The sequence below is a fragment of the Nocardia abscessus NBRC 100374 genome, from assembly GCF_000308455.1.
GTDB lineage: Bacteria > Actinomycetota > Actinomycetes > Mycobacteriales > Mycobacteriaceae > Nocardia > Nocardia abscessus.
This window is the reverse complement of sequence record NZ_BAFP01000092.1, coordinates 95,412-115,958: the sequence shown is the minus strand read 5'-3', so window position 1 is coordinate 115,958 and position 20,547 is coordinate 95,412. Positions and strand designations below refer to the sequence as shown.

Below are 20,547 nucleotides of genomic sequence, written 5' to 3'. Positions count from 1 at the left end.
GGGTCACCGGGTGTCAAAAGGCGTGTACACAGTGGTCCCTGTCGGTCTGCCGCAGTGCCACGTTGTTCAGCTATTCTGAACGCTATGCGAAATGAGGCCGAAAACGCCGCACCCCACGCGGCGATCCGCCGTGCGCGCCGGGCGACCGGCCTGTCGCTGCGCGAAGTAGCCCGGCGGCTCGAGGTGAGCCCCGCGACCCTCAGCGCCGTGGAGACCGGAAAGACCGGAATCTCGATCGCCCGCCTCACCCGCCTGTCCGATGTCCTCGGCGTGCCCGTCGCCCAGTTGCTCGGCGTCACTTCTTCCACGGCCGGCCCGATCTCCCGCCCGGTCGACGCCGTTCCCGGCGCGCAGGGCGCTTGGCGCGAATTCGCGCCGTTGAATGTCGATCCGGTGCTGGCGGCCGCCCTCGCCTCTTTCGTCGAGATCGGCTATCACGGGACGACCGTGCGCGCCCTCGCCCGGCGGGCGGGCACCAGCGTGCCCGGCCTCTACCACCACTACCGCGACAAGCACGACCTGCTGGTCCGCATCCTCGACCTGACCATGGACGAACTGCACTGGCGCGTGCGGGCTGCCCGCGCCGAGGGCCGCGACAGCATCCATCGGGTGCGCCTGATCGTCGAAGCCCTTGCCCTGTTCCATACCCACCGCCGCGAGCTCGGTTTCATCGGCGCCAGCGAGATGCGCAGCCTCTCCCCGGGCGAACGCGCGCGCATCGCCCGCTCCCGCCGCGATATCCAGGCCATCCTCGACGACGCGATCGCGGAGGCAAGTGCCGACGGCCGCGTCGCCACCGGCAACACCCGCGCCGCGGGGCGCGCCATAGCCACGATGTGCACCGCCATCCCCCAGTGGTTCCGCGAATCCGGCCCGGCGACCCCGGAGGAAGTGGCCGCTCAGTACGGCGATTTCGCTCTTGGTGTGCTCGGGGTCGATTCGGCGCGTCGGCTCACGCTGCCACCCTAGGTGGTGATCGGCTCCACCTTGGGGAAGGGACCCACACTCTCGGGGGCCTGCTGCCGGTGGCGAACAAGGCGCAAGGTTGAACACATCACCCCAGCGATCCGGAGCCGCTCATGTCGATCCTCACCACCATCCCCACCGTGGCGGAACGGCGTGCCACGGTCTCGACCGAAGACGGCGTCGCTCTGGCGGTACGCGAATACGGTCCGCGCGATGCCGACCTCACCGTCGTCCTCTTGCACGGCCACTGCCTGCGCACCGAGTCCTGGACCTACGTTCGTGACGCGCTGCTGCGCCGATACCCGGGCGCCCGGGTGGTCTGCTACGACCACCGCGGCCACGGCGATTCCGCCGCGGCGTCCCGGCGAACCTACCACCTCGAGCAGTTGGGCAGCGACCTGCGCGACGTGCTCGACGCGGTCGCCCCGACCGGACCGGTCGTCCTCGTCGGCCACTCGATGGGCGGCATGACCGTGCTGACCTACGCCGCTCGGCATCCGCACGAGATCGGCACTCGCGTCGTCGGCGTCGCACTCCTCGCCACCGCCGCGAGCGGGCTCGCCGACGCGGGCTTCGGCCGACTCCTGCGTAACCCGGTCGTTTCCGCGTTCCAGGCGGCCGTCCGCCGTGCTCCGAGCCTGATGCACCACGCGAAGCTCGTGGCGTGCAGACTCTTCGCCCCGGTCATCCGTACGGCGGAATTCGGCGATCGCAAGGTCAGCGCGCGGGTGCTCGCGCTGGCCAACGCGATGCGCAACGAGACGCCGATCGTCACCATGGCGACCTTCCTGAGCGACTTCATGGTCTACGACCGGACCGACGCGCTCGCCGTTCTTTCGCGGATCCCCACCCTGGTGCTGTGCGGCTCCGGTGACCTGATGACGCCGCCGTCGCATTCCGTCGCCATGGCCGCGGCCGTCGAGTACTCCGACTTCGTGATGGTCGACGGCGCCGGTCACTCGGTGATTCTCGAGCAGCCGGGCCAGGTGGCCGACGCCATCGTCCGCCTGATGACGCGAGCGGCCGATACCGGTCGGGTCGGAGCCGTGCACCTCACCCTCGTCGCCTAGCCCGTTCGGACACAGCCGCCGACCTCGCGGTCACACGTAACGTGGGCGGAGTTTGCCCTTGACCAGTTTGCCGGTGGGGGTTCGCGGCAGGTCGTCGGCGAAGTCGAAACTCCTGGGCACCTTGTAGTGCGCGATACGGTCGCGCAGATAGTCGCGCAGCTCCCCGGCGAGCGCGGGGCCGGGCTCGGCGCCCGGCGCAGGCTGGACGACGGCCTTGACGGACTCACCCATCTCCTCGTCGGGCACGCCGATCACGGCCACGTCCAGCACCTTCGGGTGCAGGGCGAGCGCGTCCTCGACCTCCTGCGGATAGATGTTCACGCCACCGGAGATGATCATGAAGGCTTTGCGGTCGGTGAGGAACAGGTAGCCCTCTTCGTCGACATAGCCGATGTCGCCGGTGGTGGTCCAGGTCGAGTGGTCGGGGTGGACCGCATCGGCGGTCTTCGCGGGATCGTTGTGATAGGCGAACGGAACCTCGTCGCGTTCGAAGTAGATGGTGCCGATCTCGCCGGTGGGAAGTTCCGCGCCGTCGTCGCCGCACACCCGGATCGTTCCCAGACCGGCCTTGCCGACCGAGCCCGGCTTGCGCAACCACTGGTCGCTGTCGATGAAGGTCGCGCCGTTGGCCTCGGTCGAGGCGTAGTACTCGTGCAGGATCGGGCCCCACCAGTCGATCATCGCCCGCTTCACGTCGACGGGGCATGGGGCGGCCGCGTGCACGGCGACCCGCAGGCTGGACACGTCGTAGCGGGCGCGCACGGCCTCGTCGAGTTTCAGCATCCGGACGAACATGGTCGGCACCCACTGGCTGTGCGTCACGCGGTAGCGCTCGATCGCGGCCAAGGCCTGTTCGGCGTCGAACTTCTCCATCACCACGAGCGTTCCGCCGAGCGCGTGGACCACGCCGCCGAAGCGCAGCGGCGCGGCGTGATAGAGCGGGGCGGGAGACAGATAGACGGTCTCGGTGTCGAATCCGTAGAGCGGGCCGAAGATTTCGGTGTAGGTGTCGCCGGGTGCGTCGCCCACCTGGCGGTCCGGCAGCGGCTGCTTGATGCCTTTGGGGCGCCCGGTGGTACCGGAGGAGTAGAGCATGTCCGCACCGCGCGGCTGGTCCGGCAGGGGTTCGGGAGACGCTGCCGCCTGGGTGTCCTCGTACGACTTGTATCCCGGCACGTGGCCGCCGAAGGCCAGCCGGATGTCGACCGCCGGGGTGTGCGCGACGATCTGCTCCGCGGCGTCGGCGAGACCGGCCGACGCGATCAATGCCCGCGCTCCGCAGTCGTTCACGATGTAGCTGATCTCGCTCGGCGACAGGTGCCGGTTGACCGCGGTGATGTAAAGCCCGGTTCGCAACGCCGCCCAATAGATCTCGTAGACCTTCGGGTCGTTTCCGGACAGCAGCGCGACGTGATCACCCTTGCGCAGCCCCGCGTCGTGCAGGTGCCGGGCGAGCCGAACCGAATTCTCCTCCAGCTCCCGGTAGGTCAGCACTTCGCCGCTCTCGGCGAGGACAACCGCTGCTTTTTCGGGGAATCGGTCGACGTATGCGCCGGGGTACATGCGGCTCCTCGGTGGAACAAAGCGGTCGATGCTCGACCGCCGGGCTTACGCGGGCTCCTGGACCCACGGCCCGCGCCGGCATCCCTGGTCTCCCGTCGAGCGGTTGCTCTGCCACCGAACGATAGCTGAAAGTAAACGACGGTTCTGATCTATTCGGCAAAGCGTGGTGGCCCGGGATTGAAACAGGTCCACGCGGGTAGGCCGATCCGACAACCAAGGAGGGCTGCCATGCCACGCGGACAAGACCCCGACGAAGACGAAAAGGACACAGAGCGACCGAAGGGCGTCGCACCGGGCCCTACCGATCAGGGCGGCGACGGTGGAATGGCGACCCGGGAAGTCGCGCCGGAGCTCGCCTCCGCGGAAGACGAGCCGCAGGAACCGCCGGACTGATTTCCGCGCGCAGGGGTCGGCGGTCCACGTTCGTCATCCGGCGCGGAAGGCGGTTACCTGGATGGTGAAGCGCGGTCATCTGGGCGGCTCCGCTGCCTCGGACGCAATGCGCCGCGCTCACCGCCGCAAGCCTGGGCAATTCCCCCGCGCCCATGGCGATGCGACCTAGTCGTCCGTCTCGTTCAGCACGCGTGCGGCGGCGTCGGCCATCACGGAATACCCGGCGGGATTGGGATGCAGGTGGTCTCCGCTGTCGAACTGCGCCGCGAGGACGTCCGGGTCCGAGGGGTTCGCGAGAGCGCGCTCGAAGTCGATGACGGCGTCGAATTCGCCGGAGCTTCGTATCCAGGAGTTGACCGCGTCCCGGACCCGTTCGCCGCGTTCGCTGTAATACGGGGCTCCGCGGTACGGAAGCAGGGTGCCGCCGATGACGCGCAGACCGTCCGCATGTGCCATCCGGATGAGGTGCCGATATTCGGCGATCAGCCGGTCGGCGGAGACCTCGGGATTCGGTCGCAGCCACAGCTCGGAGAGTTCACTGGCTCCGATGTCGTTGATGCCCGAGAGCAGGATCACGGTGCCGATCCCGTTCTTGTCGAGCACGTCTCGGCGGAAGCGGGTGGCCGCGCGTTGGCCCATGTAATCGGAGTCCGACACGATCCGGTTGCCACCGATTCCGGTGTTGAGCACGGCTCGGGGGGCGTCGTCGACGGCGAGGCGATCGGCCAGTGCATCAGGGTATCGGTTGTCCGCGTCGGTGCCGGCGCCTGCGCCGTCGGTGATGGAGTCGCCGAAGGCAACCACGCCGTCGCGGCTCGGTGCGCCCCGGACTTCGACGTCGGCCAGGTAGTACCACGAGTCGTCGGACTCGGTGAAAGCCGCACCGCGGGTATCGGCGCTGTGATCGCCGTCCGCGCGGTATGTGGTGGCGTTGCCGAGAAAGTGGAAGGTGGCCGGCCCGGTTACCTCGCTCAGATAGAGGGTCACGGTAATCGGCTGCCGCGCGGTGACCGGGAAATCGGTGGCGTCGGAGGTGAGTTCGGCGCCTCGCGGGATCACCGCGCCTGGCGCACCGCCGAAGGAGAGTGGCCGCACGGTGCCCGGCTGCACCGCCGCCTGTTCAGCGCTGCGCGCGATCGTGGCCGCCGCTATCCGCAACGGGCGATCGCCGAAGAGATTGGACAGCGTGATCCGCACGGATTCGCCTGCGAGGGTCGGGCGCACGGTCTGGCGGATGGTCTGGTCGACGAAGCCCTTCGTCGACCAATTGGGCCCCGCCACGTCGGCGGCGGCCATCTGCGCGGCGGACCAACTGTCGAGCCATATCTCGCGCTGCTGCGATCGGTCGCCGGCATACAGCGCTGTACCGGTGACGGCCAGGAGTAACGCCGCCACTACCGACAGCAGGGCGGTTCGCGTCTTCCGCGGGCTCATCGACCGGAGACCTCGTGGTCGTCGAACGTCGCGATCCCGATCTCCGAGCCGGTGCCCTCGGCGATCGACCTCGGTCGGTCGCGGTCCGGTCCGGCGAGGACCGGTCGGAAACCCGGTCGAACCAATTCTGTAGTGCGGCGGCCGCCTATGCGTCCGGCGGCGCCGCAGGGAGCGATCCCCATGTCGAACTCCGTTCATCAGTCGTTTGCTCGAAATCTGAATCTACGGACTATCTGTGAGTGCAAACATGGGTACGAGGCGCAAGTTACTGTCTGAAACACTCACCGACTGCACTGGTCGAACCGTCGAGGACAGTTGAGGTCAATTGGAACCGGCCCGGTGATCATCACTCCCACGGCCGGAGACATCTACCGCTGGCGGCGGTACGCTCGGCGGTATGGCTGGACGGAAGACGTCGGTGTCGTTCGACGACGAGACCCTAAAGATTCTGGCCCGTCGTGCGGAGGAGGAAGGCTTGGACCGCTCCGCCTACCTCGCCCAGCTGGTGCGCCGCGATGACCTGCGCCGCCGCATCGCCGTCGACAGCGCCGCGCTGAACGCCGCCGGGTACACCCCGGACCGTGTGACCACGCTGACCGCGGGCCTCATCGCCCAGCGCCGCGCGACCGGCTGATGGCCGCTCCCCGATTCGGCGAGGTATGGCACGCCCCGTCGGGGTCGGTGCTGCCCGGGGGAATGCTATGCCTGATCGTCAGCTCCGACGATTACAACCGGATCCGGCGGCAGTACATCATCGTCGAAGTGGTCTCCGACCCGCTGTCCGGCGACGCCATCATCTGCGAGCTCGGCCCGGTCGGGGTCGCCCTCACCGGCGCTCCGTTCACCGTCGGCCCGCAGTGGTTCGCCGGGGCCGACGAACCGGTCGCGGTCGTCGACGAGGAGATCGCGCGACGAGCCACCAACCAGATCCGCGCCATACTCGGTCCCTGAGGTCGGGATCTGCTTCAGCGCGCAGAACACAAGCGACCGCCACGAGCCCGTTGAAGAGGAAGCCGTAGCAGAGGAGCGCAGAATGCTCCTGGGAGACAATGCCCCTATGGCGATTTCGCTCGACCAGGCCGGCTCGGTGATTGCTGCGGCTCGTAAGGCGGCGACCGAACTCGGCGCGTCCGTCTGTCTTGCAGTCGTAGAAGCCGGCGGGAGCCTGGTGGCCAGTGCGCGTATGGACGGTGCGCCCCCGTATGCGAACGAGGTCGCGAAACGCAAGGCGGACGCGGCCATTGCGCTGGGTTTCGACACCGTGCATATGACCCCCGCATCGCAAGGACAGTCGCTGTTCGGCGAACCGCCGCGATCGGGCGCGCACGCGCTGGTACCCAATGGTGGTGGTGTGGTCATCCGGGTCTGTGGAACGGTTGTCGGTGCGCTGGGGGTATCCGGCGCGGCCTCCTCGATCACCGATCACAAGGTCGGCGCAGCGGCCGTCGCCCAATTGAGTTGATCGCTTTCCCACCGCCCGGAAACCAGACGAATTTCCCTCCCGGCGCATCGTCGGGCGATGCGCCGGGAGAGGAGTTCATCGTTCGATCACGCCGCGGGCGCGGGGCTGAACACGCCGAAATGATTGCCGGAGGTGTCCAGCAGATCGGCTGATACCAGACCGTCAGCGCTTGTGACGGGCGCGGTCAGTACCTTGGCGCCCAGCGCCTCGGCCGCCGCCACGGTGGCCGCGACATCCTCGACGACCACCAGGAAGGTGGCGTGATTCGCCGCGCTGTCCGGCGTGTGCGCGACACCGCCGCTGGGTGCCTCGCTGCCGGGGTAGTGGACCAGTTCGTATCCGTCGTCGGTCGGGTACGGGCGGAAAGACCAGCCGAACAGCTCGCCGTAGAACTCCTTGATCTGCTCGGGCTTGTCGCTGCCGACCTGGAACCAGGTCACCGTGTTGTACGGGGGAGTGCTCATTGATCGTCTCCGGAATCTCGGGGTCGTGGTCTTGCCGAACCACGATCTCCCGCCGCGGCGACAACCCCCTGTCGGTGTTTTCGAATCGGCTCTACAGCGCGACGACCCGAAGCCCGGCATCCGGGATGTCCCAGGCCGACCCGTCGAACGGGCGGTGCGGCGCGGAGAGTTCGGTCGCTGCCACCGACGTGATCCGGTCCAGCCGGAAACAGCGCGGACTGTCGCGCAGCCGGCACCAAGCGGCCAGGTACCAGCCGTTGGCCCCGTGCACCAACGCGAACGGCTCGACCGAGCGTTCGCTGTGCGCGCCGAACCGGTCGAGGTAGCCGATCCGCAGCACTCTGCCGATTTCGATGGCTCGTTCGATCACCGCGGGGATCTCGCGGTCGGCCTGTGCGTCGACCGACAGCAATCGGATCCGCGCGGCGAGATCTCGGGCGGCGACCGCGTCGCGTTCCGGCAACACCGCCACGATCTTGCGTAGCGCGCTGTGGCCCGCCCGCTCGAACGGGCCACCACGATGGCGGGCCAGCGCGACCGCCAGCGCGACGGTCTCCGCGGGTGTGAGATTCAGCGGCGGCAAGGACATGCTTTTGTCCAGCGCGTACCCGCCGCGCCTGCCGACATCGGCGTAGATCGGAATACCGGCCTGCTGCAGCGCGCAGATATCCCGTTCGATCGTCCGGACGCTGACCTCGTACCGCGCGGCCAACTCGCGCGCGCTGCGCAGTCGTGGCGAGATCGCCCGCAACTCCTCGACTATCGCGTACAGCCGATCAGTCCGGTTCACGCGGTCACCGTAGCGTCGCACACCGACACATCCCGACCGCCGACCGAGCGACGTCAACCCTGTGCGACCATGCGGGGGGGCGACGCCGTTGACGGGCGGATGGGCATCGGTGACGTCGCGCAGCCCGCACCATCGCCCGCGCAAGCGTTCGCTATTCGTGTGGCTCGACGGCCAGAACGTACTCGAGGTCTCTGATCCAGTCGGCTACTTCCGGTGCTGAGGAGATCACGACGCGATCGGCGCCGCACAGCTCGACGACCTCGGCGTCGACGGTCTGTAGCCAGTCGAAGAACGCCCCTCGAACACCCTTCCGAGCCCCGCTGTCGTGATGGAGACGCGGGTCGAGACGGACGAGATACGTGCGGTGTCGCGCCGACATGACGCTCTCCTTCGATCGTCCGGACCGTGGCCGTAGCGCAGCGGTCTGCTCGGAATCGGGTGCAATCGGTGTGCGATGTTCGCCCTGCGAACGTGATACCCGGCGTGCGCGAGCGCATGCTCTGTGCAGGGAATACTTGCGGCTGCGGCTCAGCGATCAGCTCGGAGGTGCTCGGTAACCGGTACCGGGTTCATTCGGGGTGAGTGGTGTCGGTGCGCTGGTCGAGGGTGTGTTGGAGTTCGGTGTTGAGGCGTTGAGCTTCGGCGAGTTGGTCTTCGAGGATGACGATGCGGGCGGCTGCCTCGAGGGTGTTGCCGTCGTCGACGAGTTGGCGGACCCGTGCGGCCAGGCGCAGTTGGTAGCGGGAGTAGCGGCGGTGCCCGCCGTCGGAGCGCTGTGGTGTCAATAGCTCGGCGGCGTCGAGGCCGCGTAGGAAGGCGGGGGTGACGCCGAGGATTTCCGCGGCCCGGCCCATGCTGTAGGCGGGGTAGTCATCGTCATCGAGCCGGTCCTCGGCACTGGGGCCGCTGGTGGGGTTCGTATTCTGTTGGTCCACAACACCTCTCGTGGTCAACGCCATCGGGCCCCGGCGCACTGTGCGCCGGGGCCTCGGGACTTTCGAAGGGGTTTGACTTCAATTCAATCCGCCGACCAGCAGGGTCGGCGTCGAACACCGCGCCCGCACTTCTCGGGCGCGGCGGGGTGTAGGTAACTGTCTCAGCGACCACCTCCCGGATCGACGGATCTTGTCTGCGGTATTTCGTCATCCCCTCCGGCGGCCCGGCCGACTGCACCAGGTTCTCTTCTCCGCCGGAGGGGATGGAATCTTGCTTCCGGGCAGTTCACCTGCCCGGCCAACCAGACTTCTCATCTCCAACGACAGCGACTGTATACCGAGTCTCCCAGAATGTCTACATCCCTCGGTGTAGATTTTTTCCTTCAAGTGAGGGTGTTTACTTCACGGCGGATGACGGGTAGGCGTTGGGTGTGAATACCGAGCCCAGGCCGCCGGAGGATGTCGAACGGTTCGCGTTCGAGGCCACCCGTGCGGTGATCGAGCAGGCCAAAGGCATCGTGATGTTGCTGTACGGAATCGGCGACGAGCGAGCGTTCGCGTTGATGCGGTCGTGTTCGCAGAACACCGACGTGCGCGTGCACGCCCTGGCCCAGCGGATCGTCACCGAACTCCCGGGCTCGGGTGGACAGCACACGGTAGGCCAGCTGCGCGCCGAACTGGACCGGATCATGCTCGGACCGCCGGCGCCGCGCGACCCCAGCTCGGCCCCGCCGCTGGGGCCCACCCGTGATGCTCGATGAAGGCGCGGAGCAATGAGTCATGGCCGATTACGTGATGTTCGTGACGACTGACCAGTAGTGCGCAGGCGGGTCGGTTCACGGCTGCTCGTGGATTCGGTCGGCAATGAGATGGCGAGGGTTGCCTGGTGCGACCAGGTCGAGCGCTGTCAGTGGGTGTCAGGCCGACGTCAGGCCGATGTCAGCCGGGTCGGCGACAGTCTCGGTGTCAACAGCACAACGGTCCGTTCGATCGGATTGCCTCACTACGGATTCGAAAGAGACACCATCGTGTCCACCCTCACCCTGACCGACCGGGACAAGAACACCCTGCGTACTGCCGCATACGGTGCGGTGTCGCTGATGGCCGCCACCGGCACGCCCCACCGGGCTGCCACGAATGCCGCTATCGCCCTGACATCGGCGACCGGTCCGGTCGGGCACGTGCTCGCGGCGAAGTCCGCCGACATCGAACTGAACGGGAAGACCGTCGCCGAACTCGCCGACCAGGTGCTGCCGGCCCTGACCGCAGCGATGACCCTGCTCACCGCACAGGATCCGGTCGAGGCCGACAACTTCCGCACCACTGTGCTGATCGCCATCGACGCGGCCGGCCAGGCAGGAAAGGATGCTCCCAGCCCGGCCACCACCGCGATGGCCCGCAAGATCACTGTCGCTCTCGACGCCCCCGGGGCGGTCACCGCGGACAGCATGGTGGAACCGAAAGGTGTTTCCGCACTGGATTTCCCGCGCCTGCAGCAGGCCCTCGACGATACCGTTGATTCCGGTACCACCGGAATCACGTTGCGCGTGCACGATGAGCGAGGTGAGTGGGTCGGCAGCGCCGGGGTGAGCAAGCTGGGCGAGACCGCGGAGCCGCCGATCGACGGGCACGTCCGCATCGGCAGCAATACCAAGACCTTCACCGCGACCCTGGTGCTGCAACTGGTGGCCGAGGGCAGGATCGCCCTGGACGCCCCGGTGGCCGACTACCTGCCCGAGTTCGAGCTCGATGAGCGGATCACAGTGCGAATGCTGTTGCAGCACACCAGCGGGGTGTTCAACTTCACCGGCGAGTACTACCCCGACGGAACTGTGGTGCCGGGCATCCCCGCCACCACTGCGGGCAAACAGTGGGTGGACAACCGATTCCACAGCTACCGGCCGGAGGAGCTGGTGCAGCTGGCGTTGTCCAAGCCGGCGCGGTTCGAGCCCGGCACGGACTGGAGCTACTCCAACACCAACTCCGTGCTGGCCCGGCTGCTGATCGAGAAGGTCACCGGCCGCTCGGTCGCCGAGGAAATGCAGCGGCTGATCCTGGGACCGCTCGGACTGTCGGGCACCGTGGCACCGACCACCCAAACCGAGATCGCCGAGCCACACGCGCACGCCTACTACCGGTACGAGGACGATGGCGAGCAGAAGACGGTCGATGTCACCCGCCACAACCCCTCCTGGATCTCCAGCGGCGGCGACATGATCTCGACCACCCGCGACCTGCACGTATTCATCTCCGCGCTGATGAGCGGCAAGCTCCTGCCGGCGGAGCTGCTCGACCAGATGTGCACCCCGCACCCGACGCCCATCCCGAACATGGGTTACGGCCTGGGGGTCTTCGTACAGGACACGGGCCTGGGTGGCACCGTGATCACGCACAACGGCGGCGCCGCGGGCCACGCGGCGATGATGTTCAGCACCCCCGACGGCAGCAAGACCATGACCGCCGCGCTGAACTACGTGGACGATGCCGCGCTCTCACTGGCGGTGCCGTTCCAGCAGGCGACGCAACGTCTGGTCAACGAGGTGTTCGGCGACGGCCGAACCGCGTCTTCCGACCCGGCCGCGCCGACGCGATAGACAGCGCCGCACACCGGCACCCGGACATGTCATGGGCCCTACATGAGGTAGAGCACTTTGTGCCGCTATCGAATTCCAGGGGTCGCCGGGTGTGGGCCGACGCAGCCGAGGACGAAGCAGCCCGGTGGCCAATTCGCGAACGGTGCGGACATGGGCTTGCCCAGGCAGGACAGCGGGTTGCAGCCCGGGTAGGCCATCGGGCCGATACCGAGTGCGGCGAGGGTCGCGTCTGGGTTCGAGATCATCGGATCGGACAGTTGGATATCCGATTGCTGTTCATAGGGTGCCGCGGCGGGTATGCGGGGTTCCCGGAAGGCGGCGCCGACCGCACGCAGGACATCGTGTGGGAAGCTCAACGCGCTCCCCGGAACCGTGACGCCGGTCCAACTGACCATCAAGCCAAGGCTCGGCACGACGAAGTTGTCCTGGCGCATCATTCCCGACATCTGCAGCGCATCCGGCGGCAGACCAGGAAAGTAGTTGGCGCAGTCCGGCCCGTTCACGACGAACAGGAAGCCGTAGCACGGGTTCGTCGGGGTGGGCCGGCCGGCCTGCGCGAGATAATCCGCCGAAATGATTCGATGACCGCCCCACTGGCCGCGGTTGGTGAGCAGGAGGCCGAGCTTGGCGAAATCGTCCGGTGGCAGCAGCAGATGCGCGTAGCCGTAGGTGTTTCCGCTGCGGTCACGCCCCCAGAAGTAGTCGGTCGGCGGAATACCCAACGGATCGAACAGCTTTCGCTGCGCGTACGCCTGGAAGTCCTCGCCGACCGCACGTTGGATGACGTACACGAGCAGATCGACAGCGCGCTGACTGTAGCGCCACTCGGTGCCCTGCTGTTGATCGATCGGCATCGCCAACGCCTGCGCGACCACATTCGGATCGATCTGCGCCAGCCCGGTGATGCCCTCGGAGGCCACCGCCACCTGCATGCCGCTGGATTCGATGAGCAGATTCCGCACCGTGATCGCGCGATGTCCGGCATCACCGAGCTCGGGCGGCAGATAGGCGCCGATCGGGTCGTCGAGCCGCAGCCGCTGCTCGTCCACCGCGATCCCGGCCACCATCGAAACCACACTCTTGGTACTGCTCCATAGATTCCACGGCACACCGGCGGCCCGTGCGTTGTTCGGGCCGGTCGCGATCAGGCAATTGTTCCGGAAGATCTGCAGCGTCGTGCGCGTCGAATCCGCCGCGAGCGCCACCGCCTGGCGCAACGCCGCCGAATCGAGCCCGACCTCCTCCGGCGTCGCCGTTTCCGGTACCCGTCCACTGCTGACCGCGCAATGCCTCAGCTCGTCCGGCCCGGCCTGCGCCATTACCGGTGCACCGACCCCCCAGCATCGACGCGGCCACCGTAATGGCAGCCACCACAATGCTTCTCATACCTCGACCCACGCCGGCCTCCGCTCTCGACGAACTCCACCTGGCTCATCGCCCCCGCCTCACCCCCGGTTACCACCTTGGGTGCCCCCACTTGTAGGGGGCGGACCTGCACCGTCACCGCAGCCGCCTGCGCCGGACGACGTGGAGGTCGACCAGGCATGTCGTCGATCACCGCTACCGTCGGGAATCGAGCCGCGTGATCACCAGACGGCCTCCGGGCAGGCCGTCATCGGGCGTTCCTGGTACCCGGACACCGCAGTCACCGTCACGTAGCTGATTCGTTTCGCCCAGTTGCCCGAGGAGGGGCCGGCGGCGATGTCGCCGAGGTTGTCCCACGGGCGGCCCGGTGTTTTCCCGCCGGGCTCGAAGGGCTCACCGCCCCAGAAGCTGACGCAGGCGCCTTGCCCGTCCTCGTGCTCCCACACGGTCAGCCAGGTGTGCGGCGCGACGTGCAGGGAGGACGGTACGTTGTTCCAGTCGTGCCAGCAGAAGATCACGCAATCCCTGGTGACGGTGCGCAGGTCGTAGGCTCCGGGGCCGAGTTCGACGCCGTCGTTGCTGAAGCCGGTGGTCTCCCAGAACCGCACCGTGTTCGGCCACCAGGAGTCTGGGATCTCCCCGGCATGGGCGGGAGTCGTTGTCAGACCGAGCGCTGCGGTCGCGGCGACGACCAGGGTGGCCCATCGTGTTGTGTGCCGTCGGCTGCGCTTTGATCTCTTCCTTTCGGCACGTCCCCGGTCCCCGACCACCTCGGCGTTCACCCGCGCCGGTGCCGTCCTCGTCTCCGTCGAGACGAGCGCAGCCCAGGCCGGGACCAGCCTGGCCATCGTTGTCGTGCGTCGCATGTCGTTCCCCTCTTCCGGTCTCCACGACCTCGTTGCTGCCGAGCTTCGATTCGATGGAATCGGCTTACGGCCAGATGGTTTCGTGCAAGACGACCGTAAAATCCGGCCCGGTAGGCGGACCATACGAACAACTTCGTATAGCGCTCGTCATTTCGGCCCCGGCCGCGGAATGCGCTGCCGCACAATACTGGGATGACGCCGGTACCCGACTCGAGCGCCAAGAAAATTCACGACCTCGCCCTGGCGATCGTCACCGAACGCAATCCGGTGCGGGTATGGCCGCTGCTGATGGAGCGGCTGACCGCCGACCTGCCGTGCGATCTCGCAGTGCTGATCGACCTCGACTGGGACGCAGGCACCGGCCACGCCCTCACCGGCTCCCCGGACTGGTTGCACGAGGCACCGCTGGACGCACTCATCCACGCGCACATGCGATCTCATCCCTTGCTCCGGCACTACGCCCGTACCCGGGACACGACGCCGCTGACCATGGACGAGGTCGCCGACGATCGCTGGTGGAAGGGCGAGGCGTATCGCGCGGGCAAGGACGCCATCGGCATCGACCGGCAGCTGGCGCTGCCCTTGGCCGCAGGGCCGGGGCAGATCCGCGGTGTGATCATGAGCCGCGGCGGCCACGGGTTCAGCGATCGGGACCTCGAATACGCCGCGCTCGCCCGCTCACTGCTGGATGCGGTGGAGGCCCACGAGAAGGCGGCGTTCACGCGTCGCGGGCCCGGTGATCCCACCGACTACCGGCTTACCCCGCGTGAACTGGCGGTACTCGGACTGCTGTGCGAGGGCTTGACGGCCCGCGCCATCGGGACCCGGCTCGGTATCGCACCGGCGACCGCGACCAAACACACGGAGAACCTCTACCGCAAGCTCGGCGTGCACGACCGCATCGCGGCCCTGCGGGCGGCGCAGGAGCTCGGCCTCATCGCCGGGCCCGGCCCCGCCGAGACCGCCACCTCGGTCCGGCCCCAGATCAGCGGGTCAGGCGCTGTGTGATAGCGGTCCGCGGCACCGACATCGCGCCACGGACGACCAGTCCCGCGGCGACCAGTCCCGCGGCGACCAGTGGTGTGAACAGCAGCCAGGGTGAGCCTTGGTGGTAGTCGCTGTGACCGAACCTCCTGAAAGTGCTGGTGGTCCCTGGTGTGCGCGGGCCATGTGCCAGTCGAAGGATTCGGGGACGGTGGCTGCGGCTCATCGGGTGGTCAAAGGGCGCCGACGCGCAATCCGATGAGAACAGCGGACACGATCGCAAGGGCTGCGGCGGGGGGAGCGCCCTTGATGTCGCCGACGCGCACGTGCGCGGCAACCGCGCCGATGAAGTAGAGCGTCATGCATATGGCAGCAGCGACACCCAACGGTGCCCACCGAACTCCGATGATGAGCCCACCCGCTCCGGCGATTTGAGCGACGCCCAAGAACGGCAGCACGGTGAACGACAAGTCGAGAGTCGACATCTGCTCGACCATCCGTCGTGGCCGTGTGAACTTTGCACCGGCCGAGACCACGAGCACGACCGACATGACCACGGCGACGACGACGTAGGTGATGAACATTGCGAGCCTCCACTAGATGACGGGCAGCGCGGTGCACTGCATGCCGTCGACGCTAGGGAGCCGTTAGGTACCAAAAGGTACCCTTCGGGCCATGAGTCTCCACCCTGGAACCGTCTTCCTCGCCGACTGCCCCGCCAGGTCGGCCATCGAGATCATCGCCGGCAAATGGGCTGTGGTGACACTGTTTGCGTTGAGCGAAGGTCCGCAGCGGCACGGCGAGCTCGTCGAACTGATCGGTGGTGTCTCGCGCAAGGTGCTGACCCAGACGTTGCGCCGACTTCAAGAGCACGGCCTCGTAGAGCGGCGGGTGTACACGGAAGCGCCGCCACGCGTCGAGTACAGCTTGACCGAGCTCGGGGACACGCTGCGGGAGCCGATCGAAGCCCTGACGACGTGGGCTCGATCGAACGGCGCCTCGATCGCTGCTTTCCGCGAATCGACTGAAGCGTCGGGTAAATCAATAGAGCATGGGTGATCATCTCAGGCCATCACAGGCGTCCACTGTTCGGCCGGCGGGCGGCCGGGCAGCGGTTTGCCGATGAGGGCCAGCGGAACGAAGAAGTTCACCTGGCCGATGACCATCGCCAGGGTGGCCAGGGCGGTGTCGTCGTAGTGTTCGGCCACCTGGGCGTAGAGCTCCTCGGGTACCCGTTCACCGTGCGATGCCGGTTGCAGGACAACAGCCTCGACCAGGGCGAGTGCGGCCCGTTCGGGCTCGGTGAAGTGCGGAGCGTCGCGCCAGGTCGCGACCGCGGCGATGCGATCTTCGGATTCACCGGCGGTGCGCAGGTTGCCCGCGTGCAGGATGGCCAGGTAGGCGCTGCCGACGATCTGGCCGGCGCGCAGTTGGACCAGGCTGATCGTGGTCGGGGGGATCGCGCCGTTGCCGGTGGCCTTGAACAGCGCCGCGCCGACCTCGCCGAGTGCGGGGACGAGCTGCTGGGGGTTGGGCAGACGGGAACCGCTGCGCTGCTGGGTGGTGTTGTGCGCGTTCATGGTTTTCCTTATCTCTCGGTGTGAATCTGTGTTGGTGTGATCGGTCGGTCGGTCAGGCGTAGCGGGGCCGGCGTCGGGAGCCGCCGAGTGCGCGCAAGGTGGCAGTGGTGGATGTTCCTTGCGGCAGCCAGGCGCGGGCGGCGAAGGTGGCGGCGGCGAAGAACAGCGGCATGGCCCATTTATCGGGACCGTCACCGGCGGCCAGATGCGATGTGGCGGCGCCGCCGTAGACGAAGACCAGTCCGGCGTAGGCCCACTCCTTCGTTCGGGGGTGGCCGGGGGTGAGGATCGCGGCGAGCGCGGCGGTCTTGGCGACGCCGAGGATGGTCGCGAAGTACATGGGGTAGCCGAGGTGGTCGAACGAGTCGCGGACGTAGGAGATCCGGGCGAGGTCCCAGTACGCGCCGACGGCGGTCTCGGCCAGCACGGCGGCCACGGGAACCCAGCGCGCGAGTTTCAGGCCGCGGGAACGGATTATCGACGTTGTGCGAGTGGACATGATCGTGTCGCTCCTGGAGATGAAGAGGTTGGTCGGGGCAGGGGTCAGGCGGCGGCCGCGAAATCGGTGGCGGTCGCGGCGCGGTGGACGACGGCGGCCAGTCGTGCGTTCTCGGGGGCGTTGAACGCGAATGCGGCGCGGCGTCGGGTGTAGCCGTAGGTCAGACCGCTGTGCGGGTCGGCGAATCCGTCCGAGCCCGCGGAGCCGGTGTGCCCGAATGCGTGCGCGCCGAGGAACGGATGCAGCAGGCTCTTGGCTTCGAAACCCAGCGCGTAGGGGGCGCGGTCGCCGCGCACCAGATCCGGACCGCTGGAATGGATCGCGGAAATGGTGGCGATGGTTTCCAGCGACAGCAGCGGGTCGCGGCCGTCGATCCCGGTGGTGGCCGCCGCGTACATTGCTGCCACGCCGTTCGCACTGCCGACGCCGCCGGCCGAGCCTTGGCCGAGGCGACGCAGTGTGGTGTCGTTGGGCAGTGCCATGACATCGGCGGCGGTGAACCCGCGCGCGTTCAGGTTGTAGGCGATGCCCGCGACGCCGTGCGGGTTGGGCGAGTTCGCGGCGAAGGCCGCATCCATCTCCGAGGTTGCCCGCCACGGCAGGATCGGCAGGTACCGGTGATCGAGTTCGGCGGGCAGCCCGAGGTAGACGTCCAGGCCGTAGGGACCCCGGATGCGCTGCTCGAACAGCTGCTGGATGGTGCTGCCGGTGACCGCGCGCACCACCTCACCGACAATGGCGTAGGTGACGAACCCGCCGTAGCCGTGCACCGCACCCGGTTCGAAGAAAGGCCGCTGCCCCACCAGCCGTTCGGCGATGACCTGCTCATCAGCGAGTTCGGCGACGGTGAACCCGCCATCGACCCCGATGATCCCGGAGCGGTGCACGAGAACGTCCCGCACGGTGATGTGCTGTTTGCCCGCAGCGGCGAACCGCGGCCAGTAGTGGGCGACCGGCCGGTCGACGTCGAGGGCGCCGTCTTGGATCAGCAGCGCCACCACCAGACCGGCGGCGCCCTTGCTCGTCGAATGAAGACCGGTCAGCGTGGTGCCCGACACCTGCTGCCCGGCCCACAGATCCACCACTTTCCGGCCCCGCACAAAAGCGGCCAGCTGCGCGCCCGATTCCCCGTCCTCCTCGCCGACGACAGCGGCGAACTCGGCACGCACCTCCTCGAACCCGGCAGCGACAGTGCCGTGCACTTCGATCGCACTCACAGTGATGTTTCCCTTCGATAGCAGCTGCGCCCGGCCCCACACGGTCACGAGCTGACCGGCTGCGGCGGCCGCCGCGGATCGTGTTCCGCTGCACTGACGTACGGCGGCGAGAAAACGTCACCGCGGCACGGAAAATCGCTGGTCCAAGGTCGACGTCGCCTCCGGCGCACGAGTTGGCCCGGCGATCCGGACGCCGGATCCGGGCAGCGTATGGCCGACCAGCGCGGGGATAGGGTCACGTTTCCTGCGGCCGGTACGTCATCGATGCGGGACGAGATCGAGGAGGACTCCGTGCACGATGAGCAGTTTTTGGCCGACCGGTTCGAAGAGCACCGCACCCACCTGCGGGCGGTGGCCTTTCGGATACTCGGCTCGCTCACCGACGCCGACGACGCCGTGCAGGAGGCGTGGCTGCGCCTGGCCCGCACCGACAGCAGCGACGTCGGCAACCTCGGCGGCTGGCTGACCACCGTCGTCGGACGGGTCTGCCTGGACATGCTGCGCACCCGCAAGACTCGCCACGAAGAACCTCTGGAAGCCGAGCACCTGCCCGATCCGGTGGTCGTCAGTGCGTCCACACCCGATCCGGAACACGAAGCGCTACTCGCCGACTCGGTCGGCTCGGCGCTACTGGTCGTGCTGGAATCGCTGAGCCCAGCCGAACGACTCGCCTTCGTCCTGCACGACATGTTCGCCATGCCCTACGAGCAGATCGCACCCATCATCGGCCGCACCCCCCTGACCGCCAAGAAACTGGCCAGCCAAGCGCGGCGCCGAGTCCAAGGCGCGACCCCGGCCCCGGACCCGGACCTGCCCCGTCAACGCCGCGTCGTGGACGCCTTCCTCACCGCCGCACGCGGCGGCGACTTCGACGAACTCCTGCGCATGCTCGACCCCGACGTGGTGTTGCGCGCCGACGCCGGTGCCACGATGCGGGTGATCCGCGGCGCCAACGCCGTCGCCGGACAAGCCGAAACCTTCCAGCGCATGGCCACCCTCTGCACCATCCACCCCGCCGTCGTGAACGGCAGCGCCGGACTGGTCAACACTATCGACGGCAACCCGTTCTCGATCATCGGCTTCACCGTCGCCGAGGACCGCATCACCGCTATCGACATCCTCTCCGACCACGAACGACTCACGCATCTGGACCTCACCGCCATCCTCGGGTGAAGCGAGCCGGAAACCGGACACAGCGCCAGAGTGTTCACAAAAGGGAGCCGCTGGTGGCCTGGCTCATCGCGTGATGACGATCTTGCCGTTGGCGCGACCCTGTTCGACGTACGCCATCGCCTCGAGTGTCTGATCGAAGGGGAACGTGCGGTCGAGTACCGGCCGTAGGACACCGCTGTCATACAGCGAGGCGAGTCCGTTGAGTTGTGCGCCGTTGGCCTTCATGAAGAAGAACGAGTACCGCACTCCGTGTTTCTTCGCCTGCTTGCGGACCTTGCGGCTCAACAGTGCCATGACCGGGGCGAGGAGCGGTTGGCCGATTTGTCCGGCGAAGGAGGGGTCGGGTGGGCCGACTACGCTGATGGCGAGCCCGTCCCGCTTCAGTACGGTCAGGGACTTCTCCAGATTGGTGCCCCCGAGTGAGTCCAGCGCGACGTCGTATCCGGTGAGTACTTCGGAGAAGTCCTGTTCGGTGAAGTCGATGACTTGGTCGGCGCCCAAACTGCGGACCTTGTCGACGTCGTTGGTGCGGGCTGTGGTGGCCACGTAGGCGCCCAGATGCTTGGCGACCTGGATGGCGGTCGAGCCGAGGCCGCCCGCACCGGCGTGGATGAGGACCTTCTGGCCCGGCTGGAGGTGGGCGAGGTCGGCGAGTGTCTGCCAGGCGGCCAGCGCGACGAGCGGTACGGCAGCGGCCTCGTCGAACGACAGGGACCGCGGCTTGAGTGCTACATCGTCCTGGTCGATCGCGATGAACTCGGCGAAGGTGCCGATCCGAAGGTCTCGCGGCCTGGCATACACCTCGTCGCCGACTTCGAAGGCGCGCACGTCCGCGCCGACTTCGGTTACGACACCGGAGACGTCGTGGCCGAGAATGAAGGGCCGTTTGTACTTCAGCAGCCGCTTGAACTCGCCGTTGCGAACCATCTTGTCCAGCGGGTTGATACTGGCCGCGCGGACCTGGACCAGCACGTCACGACGGCCCACGCCGGGCTCGGGCACGTCTGCGGCCCGTAGCCCGTTCTCGCCGTAGGACTCGACAATGAACGCCTTCATGTCACCTGCCTTCTCTACCTCTCGGGTGATGGATGCGCAGCGTGGTGGATCGCCGCCTTCGATACGCCACAGCAGGGGAGGTGTCACCGGCGGGCCGCTGACCAGGGCTTTCCCGGGCGGCCGGGCGGAGGGATCG

The 20,547-nt window shown here is 67.5% G+C and carries 24 protein-coding genes; 11 read left to right on the top strand and 13 right to left on the bottom strand.

All coding sequences use genetic code 11. From position 1 onward, the window contains the following. The first annotated feature begins 84 nt into the window (after positions 1 to 84). Positions 85 to 969 (top strand): TetR-type transcription factor C-terminal domain-containing protein, encoded by an 885-nt coding sequence (locus ON19_RS18290; protein WP_051169027.1) that lies wholly within the window; start codon positions 85 to 87, stop codon positions 967 to 969. A 110-nt stretch (positions 970 to 1,079) separates the two neighbouring features. Next, positions 1,080 to 2,036, top strand: a complete 957-nt coding sequence (locus ON19_RS18285) for an alpha/beta fold hydrolase (RefSeq protein WP_051169026.1) — start codon at positions 1,080 to 1,082, stop codon at positions 2,034 to 2,036. A gap of 30 nt (positions 2,037 to 2,066) precedes the next feature. On the opposite strand, the gene ON19_RS18280 is transcribed toward ON19_RS18285, so the two are convergent. After that, the gene (locus ON19_RS18280; RefSeq protein ID WP_043693806.1) at positions 2,067 to 3,599 is read right to left on the bottom strand and encodes an acyl-CoA synthetase; all 1,533 of its coding nucleotides are present in this window, start codon (positions 3,597 to 3,599) and stop codon (positions 2,067 to 2,069) included. 228 nt (positions 3,600 to 3,827) lie between these two features. Between ON19_RS18280 and ON19_RS42885 the strand changes: the two genes are divergently transcribed. Beyond that, positions 3,828 to 3,992 (top strand): hypothetical protein, encoded by a 165-nt coding sequence (locus ON19_RS42885; protein ID WP_169334192.1) that lies wholly within the window; start codon positions 3,828 to 3,830, stop codon positions 3,990 to 3,992. A 165-nt stretch (positions 3,993 to 4,157) separates the two neighbouring features. Here ON19_RS42885 and ON19_RS18275 read toward each other — a convergent pair whose 3' ends face one another. Beyond that, entirely contained in the window at positions 4,158 to 5,426 is a 1,269-nt protein-coding gene (locus ON19_RS18275) for an SGNH/GDSL hydrolase family protein (RefSeq protein WP_043693803.1), read from the bottom strand. A 397-nt stretch (positions 5,427 to 5,823) separates the two neighbouring features. On the opposite strand from ON19_RS18275, the gene ON19_RS18265 reads away from it, so the two are divergent. The 3 genes from ON19_RS18265 to ON19_RS18255 all read left to right on the top strand — a co-directional run bounded on the left by ON19_RS18265 (position 5,824) and on the right by ON19_RS18255 (position 6,888). Continuing rightward, the gene (locus ON19_RS18265; RefSeq protein ID WP_043693798.1) at positions 5,824 to 6,060 is read left to right on the top strand and encodes a hypothetical protein; all 237 of its coding nucleotides are present in this window, start codon (positions 5,824 to 5,826) and stop codon (positions 6,058 to 6,060) included. Then, positions 6,060 to 6,377, top strand: coding sequence for a hypothetical protein (locus ON19_RS18260; RefSeq protein ID WP_043693795.1), 318 nt, complete (start codon positions 6,060 to 6,062; stop codon positions 6,375 to 6,377). Before ON19_RS18265 ends, ON19_RS18260 begins: the two co-directional genes overlap by 1 nt. Positions 6,378 to 6,483: 106 nt before the next feature. After that, the gene (locus ON19_RS18255; RefSeq protein ID WP_043693792.1) at positions 6,484 to 6,888 is read left to right on the top strand and encodes a GlcG/HbpS family heme-binding protein; all 405 of its coding nucleotides are present in this window, start codon (positions 6,484 to 6,486) and stop codon (positions 6,886 to 6,888) included. A gap of 86 nt (positions 6,889 to 6,974) precedes the next feature. On the opposite strand, the gene ON19_RS18250 is transcribed toward ON19_RS18255, so the two are convergent. The 4 genes from ON19_RS18250 to ON19_RS18235 all read right to left on the bottom strand — a co-directional run bounded on the left by ON19_RS18250 (position 6,975) and on the right by ON19_RS18235 (position 9,077). Next, positions 6,975 to 7,352 (bottom strand): VOC family protein, encoded by a 378-nt coding sequence (locus ON19_RS18250; RefSeq protein ID WP_043693789.1) that lies wholly within the window; start codon positions 7,350 to 7,352, stop codon positions 6,975 to 6,977. Between the two features lie 91 nt (positions 7,353 to 7,443). Beyond that, on the bottom strand, positions 7,444 to 8,142 hold the full coding sequence (locus ON19_RS18245; protein ID WP_043693992.1) for a helix-turn-helix transcriptional regulator: 699 nt from the start codon (positions 8,140 to 8,142) through the stop codon (positions 7,444 to 7,446). Between the two features lie 151 nt (positions 8,143 to 8,293). Next, on the bottom strand, positions 8,294 to 8,521 hold the full coding sequence (locus ON19_RS18240; protein ID WP_043693786.1) for a hypothetical protein: 228 nt from the start codon (positions 8,519 to 8,521) through the stop codon (positions 8,294 to 8,296). A 190-nt stretch (positions 8,522 to 8,711) separates the two neighbouring features. Continuing rightward, complete coding sequence (locus ON19_RS18235) at positions 8,712 to 9,077, bottom strand: MerR family transcriptional regulator (RefSeq protein WP_227954696.1); 366 nt, start codon at positions 9,075 to 9,077, stop codon at positions 8,712 to 8,714. Positions 9,078 to 9,508: 431 nt separating this feature from the next. Here ON19_RS18235 and ON19_RS18230 point away from each other — a divergent pair, with 431 nt between their 5' ends. Next, the gene (locus ON19_RS18230) at positions 9,509 to 9,838 is read left to right on the top strand and encodes an ANTAR domain-containing protein (RefSeq protein WP_051169024.1); all 330 of its coding nucleotides are present in this window, start codon (positions 9,509 to 9,511) and stop codon (positions 9,836 to 9,838) included. Positions 9,839 to 10,105: 267 nt separating this feature from the next. Then, positions 10,106 to 11,671, top strand: coding sequence for a serine hydrolase domain-containing protein (locus ON19_RS18225; RefSeq protein ID WP_227954697.1), 1,566 nt, complete (start codon positions 10,106 to 10,108; stop codon positions 11,669 to 11,671). A gap of 65 nt (positions 11,672 to 11,736) precedes the next feature. Here the strand turns inward: ON19_RS18225 and ON19_RS18220 are convergent, their stop codons facing one another. Together ON19_RS18220 and ON19_RS41980 are read right to left on the bottom strand one after the other, a co-directional pair. Further along, positions 11,737 to 12,990 (bottom strand): serine hydrolase domain-containing protein, encoded by a 1,254-nt coding sequence (locus ON19_RS18220; protein WP_051169023.1) that lies wholly within the window; start codon positions 12,988 to 12,990, stop codon positions 11,737 to 11,739. Positions 12,991 to 13,257: 267 nt separating this feature from the next. Beyond that, positions 13,258 to 13,902, bottom strand: coding sequence for a beta/gamma crystallin domain-containing protein (locus tag ON19_RS41980; RefSeq protein WP_157229751.1), 645 nt, complete (start codon positions 13,900 to 13,902; stop codon positions 13,258 to 13,260). A gap of 192 nt (positions 13,903 to 14,094) precedes the next feature. On the opposite strand from ON19_RS41980, the gene ON19_RS39020 reads away from it, so the two are divergent. After that, positions 14,095 to 14,910 (top strand): helix-turn-helix transcriptional regulator, encoded by an 816-nt coding sequence (locus tag ON19_RS39020; protein ID WP_051169022.1) that lies wholly within the window; start codon positions 14,095 to 14,097, stop codon positions 14,908 to 14,910. Positions 14,911 to 15,119: 209 nt separating this feature from the next. Here ON19_RS39020 and ON19_RS18205 read toward each other — a convergent pair whose 3' ends face one another. Next, positions 15,120 to 15,470, bottom strand: coding sequence for a DoxX family protein (locus ON19_RS18205; RefSeq protein ID WP_043693775.1), 351 nt, complete (start codon positions 15,468 to 15,470; stop codon positions 15,120 to 15,122). A gap of 91 nt (positions 15,471 to 15,561) precedes the next feature. Between ON19_RS18205 and ON19_RS18200 the strand changes: the two genes are divergently transcribed. Continuing rightward, positions 15,562 to 15,945 carry a winged helix-turn-helix transcriptional regulator gene (locus tag ON19_RS18200; RefSeq protein ID WP_043693772.1) on the top strand — a complete coding sequence of 128 codons (384 nt, stop codon included), beginning with the start codon at positions 15,562 to 15,564 and terminating at the stop codon, positions 15,943 to 15,945. A 5-nt stretch (positions 15,946 to 15,950) separates the two neighbouring features. Here ON19_RS18200 and ON19_RS18195 read toward each other — a convergent pair whose 3' ends face one another. Genes ON19_RS18195 through ON19_RS18185 form a run of 3 tightly spaced genes read right to left on the bottom strand, consistent with a single transcriptional unit; the run spans position 15,951 to position 18,182 of the window. Continuing rightward, positions 15,951 to 16,466, bottom strand: coding sequence for a carboxymuconolactone decarboxylase family protein (locus tag ON19_RS18195; RefSeq protein WP_043693769.1), 516 nt, complete (start codon positions 16,464 to 16,466; stop codon positions 15,951 to 15,953). Between the two features lie 52 nt (positions 16,467 to 16,518). After that, entirely contained in the window at positions 16,519 to 16,965 is a 447-nt protein-coding gene (locus tag ON19_RS18190; RefSeq protein WP_043693767.1) for a DoxX family protein, read from the bottom strand. Positions 16,966 to 17,009: 44 nt separating this feature from the next. After that, positions 17,010 to 18,182: an EstA family serine hydrolase gene (locus ON19_RS18185; RefSeq protein WP_043693763.1), complete on the bottom strand. Its 1,173-nt coding sequence runs from the start codon at positions 18,180 to 18,182 to the stop codon at positions 17,010 to 17,012. Between the two features lie 291 nt (positions 18,183 to 18,473). On the opposite strand from ON19_RS18185, the gene ON19_RS18180 reads away from it, so the two are divergent. Next, on the top strand, positions 18,474 to 19,355 hold the full coding sequence (locus tag ON19_RS18180) for a sigma-70 family RNA polymerase sigma factor (RefSeq protein WP_043693981.1): 882 nt from the start codon (positions 18,474 to 18,476) through the stop codon (positions 19,353 to 19,355). A gap of 63 nt (positions 19,356 to 19,418) precedes the next feature. Here the strand turns inward: ON19_RS18180 and ON19_RS18175 are convergent, their stop codons facing one another. Next, entirely contained in the window at positions 19,419 to 20,411 is a 993-nt protein-coding gene (locus tag ON19_RS18175; protein ID WP_043693760.1) for an NADP-dependent oxidoreductase, read from the bottom strand. Between the last annotated feature and the right edge of the window lie 136 nt (positions 20,412 to 20,547).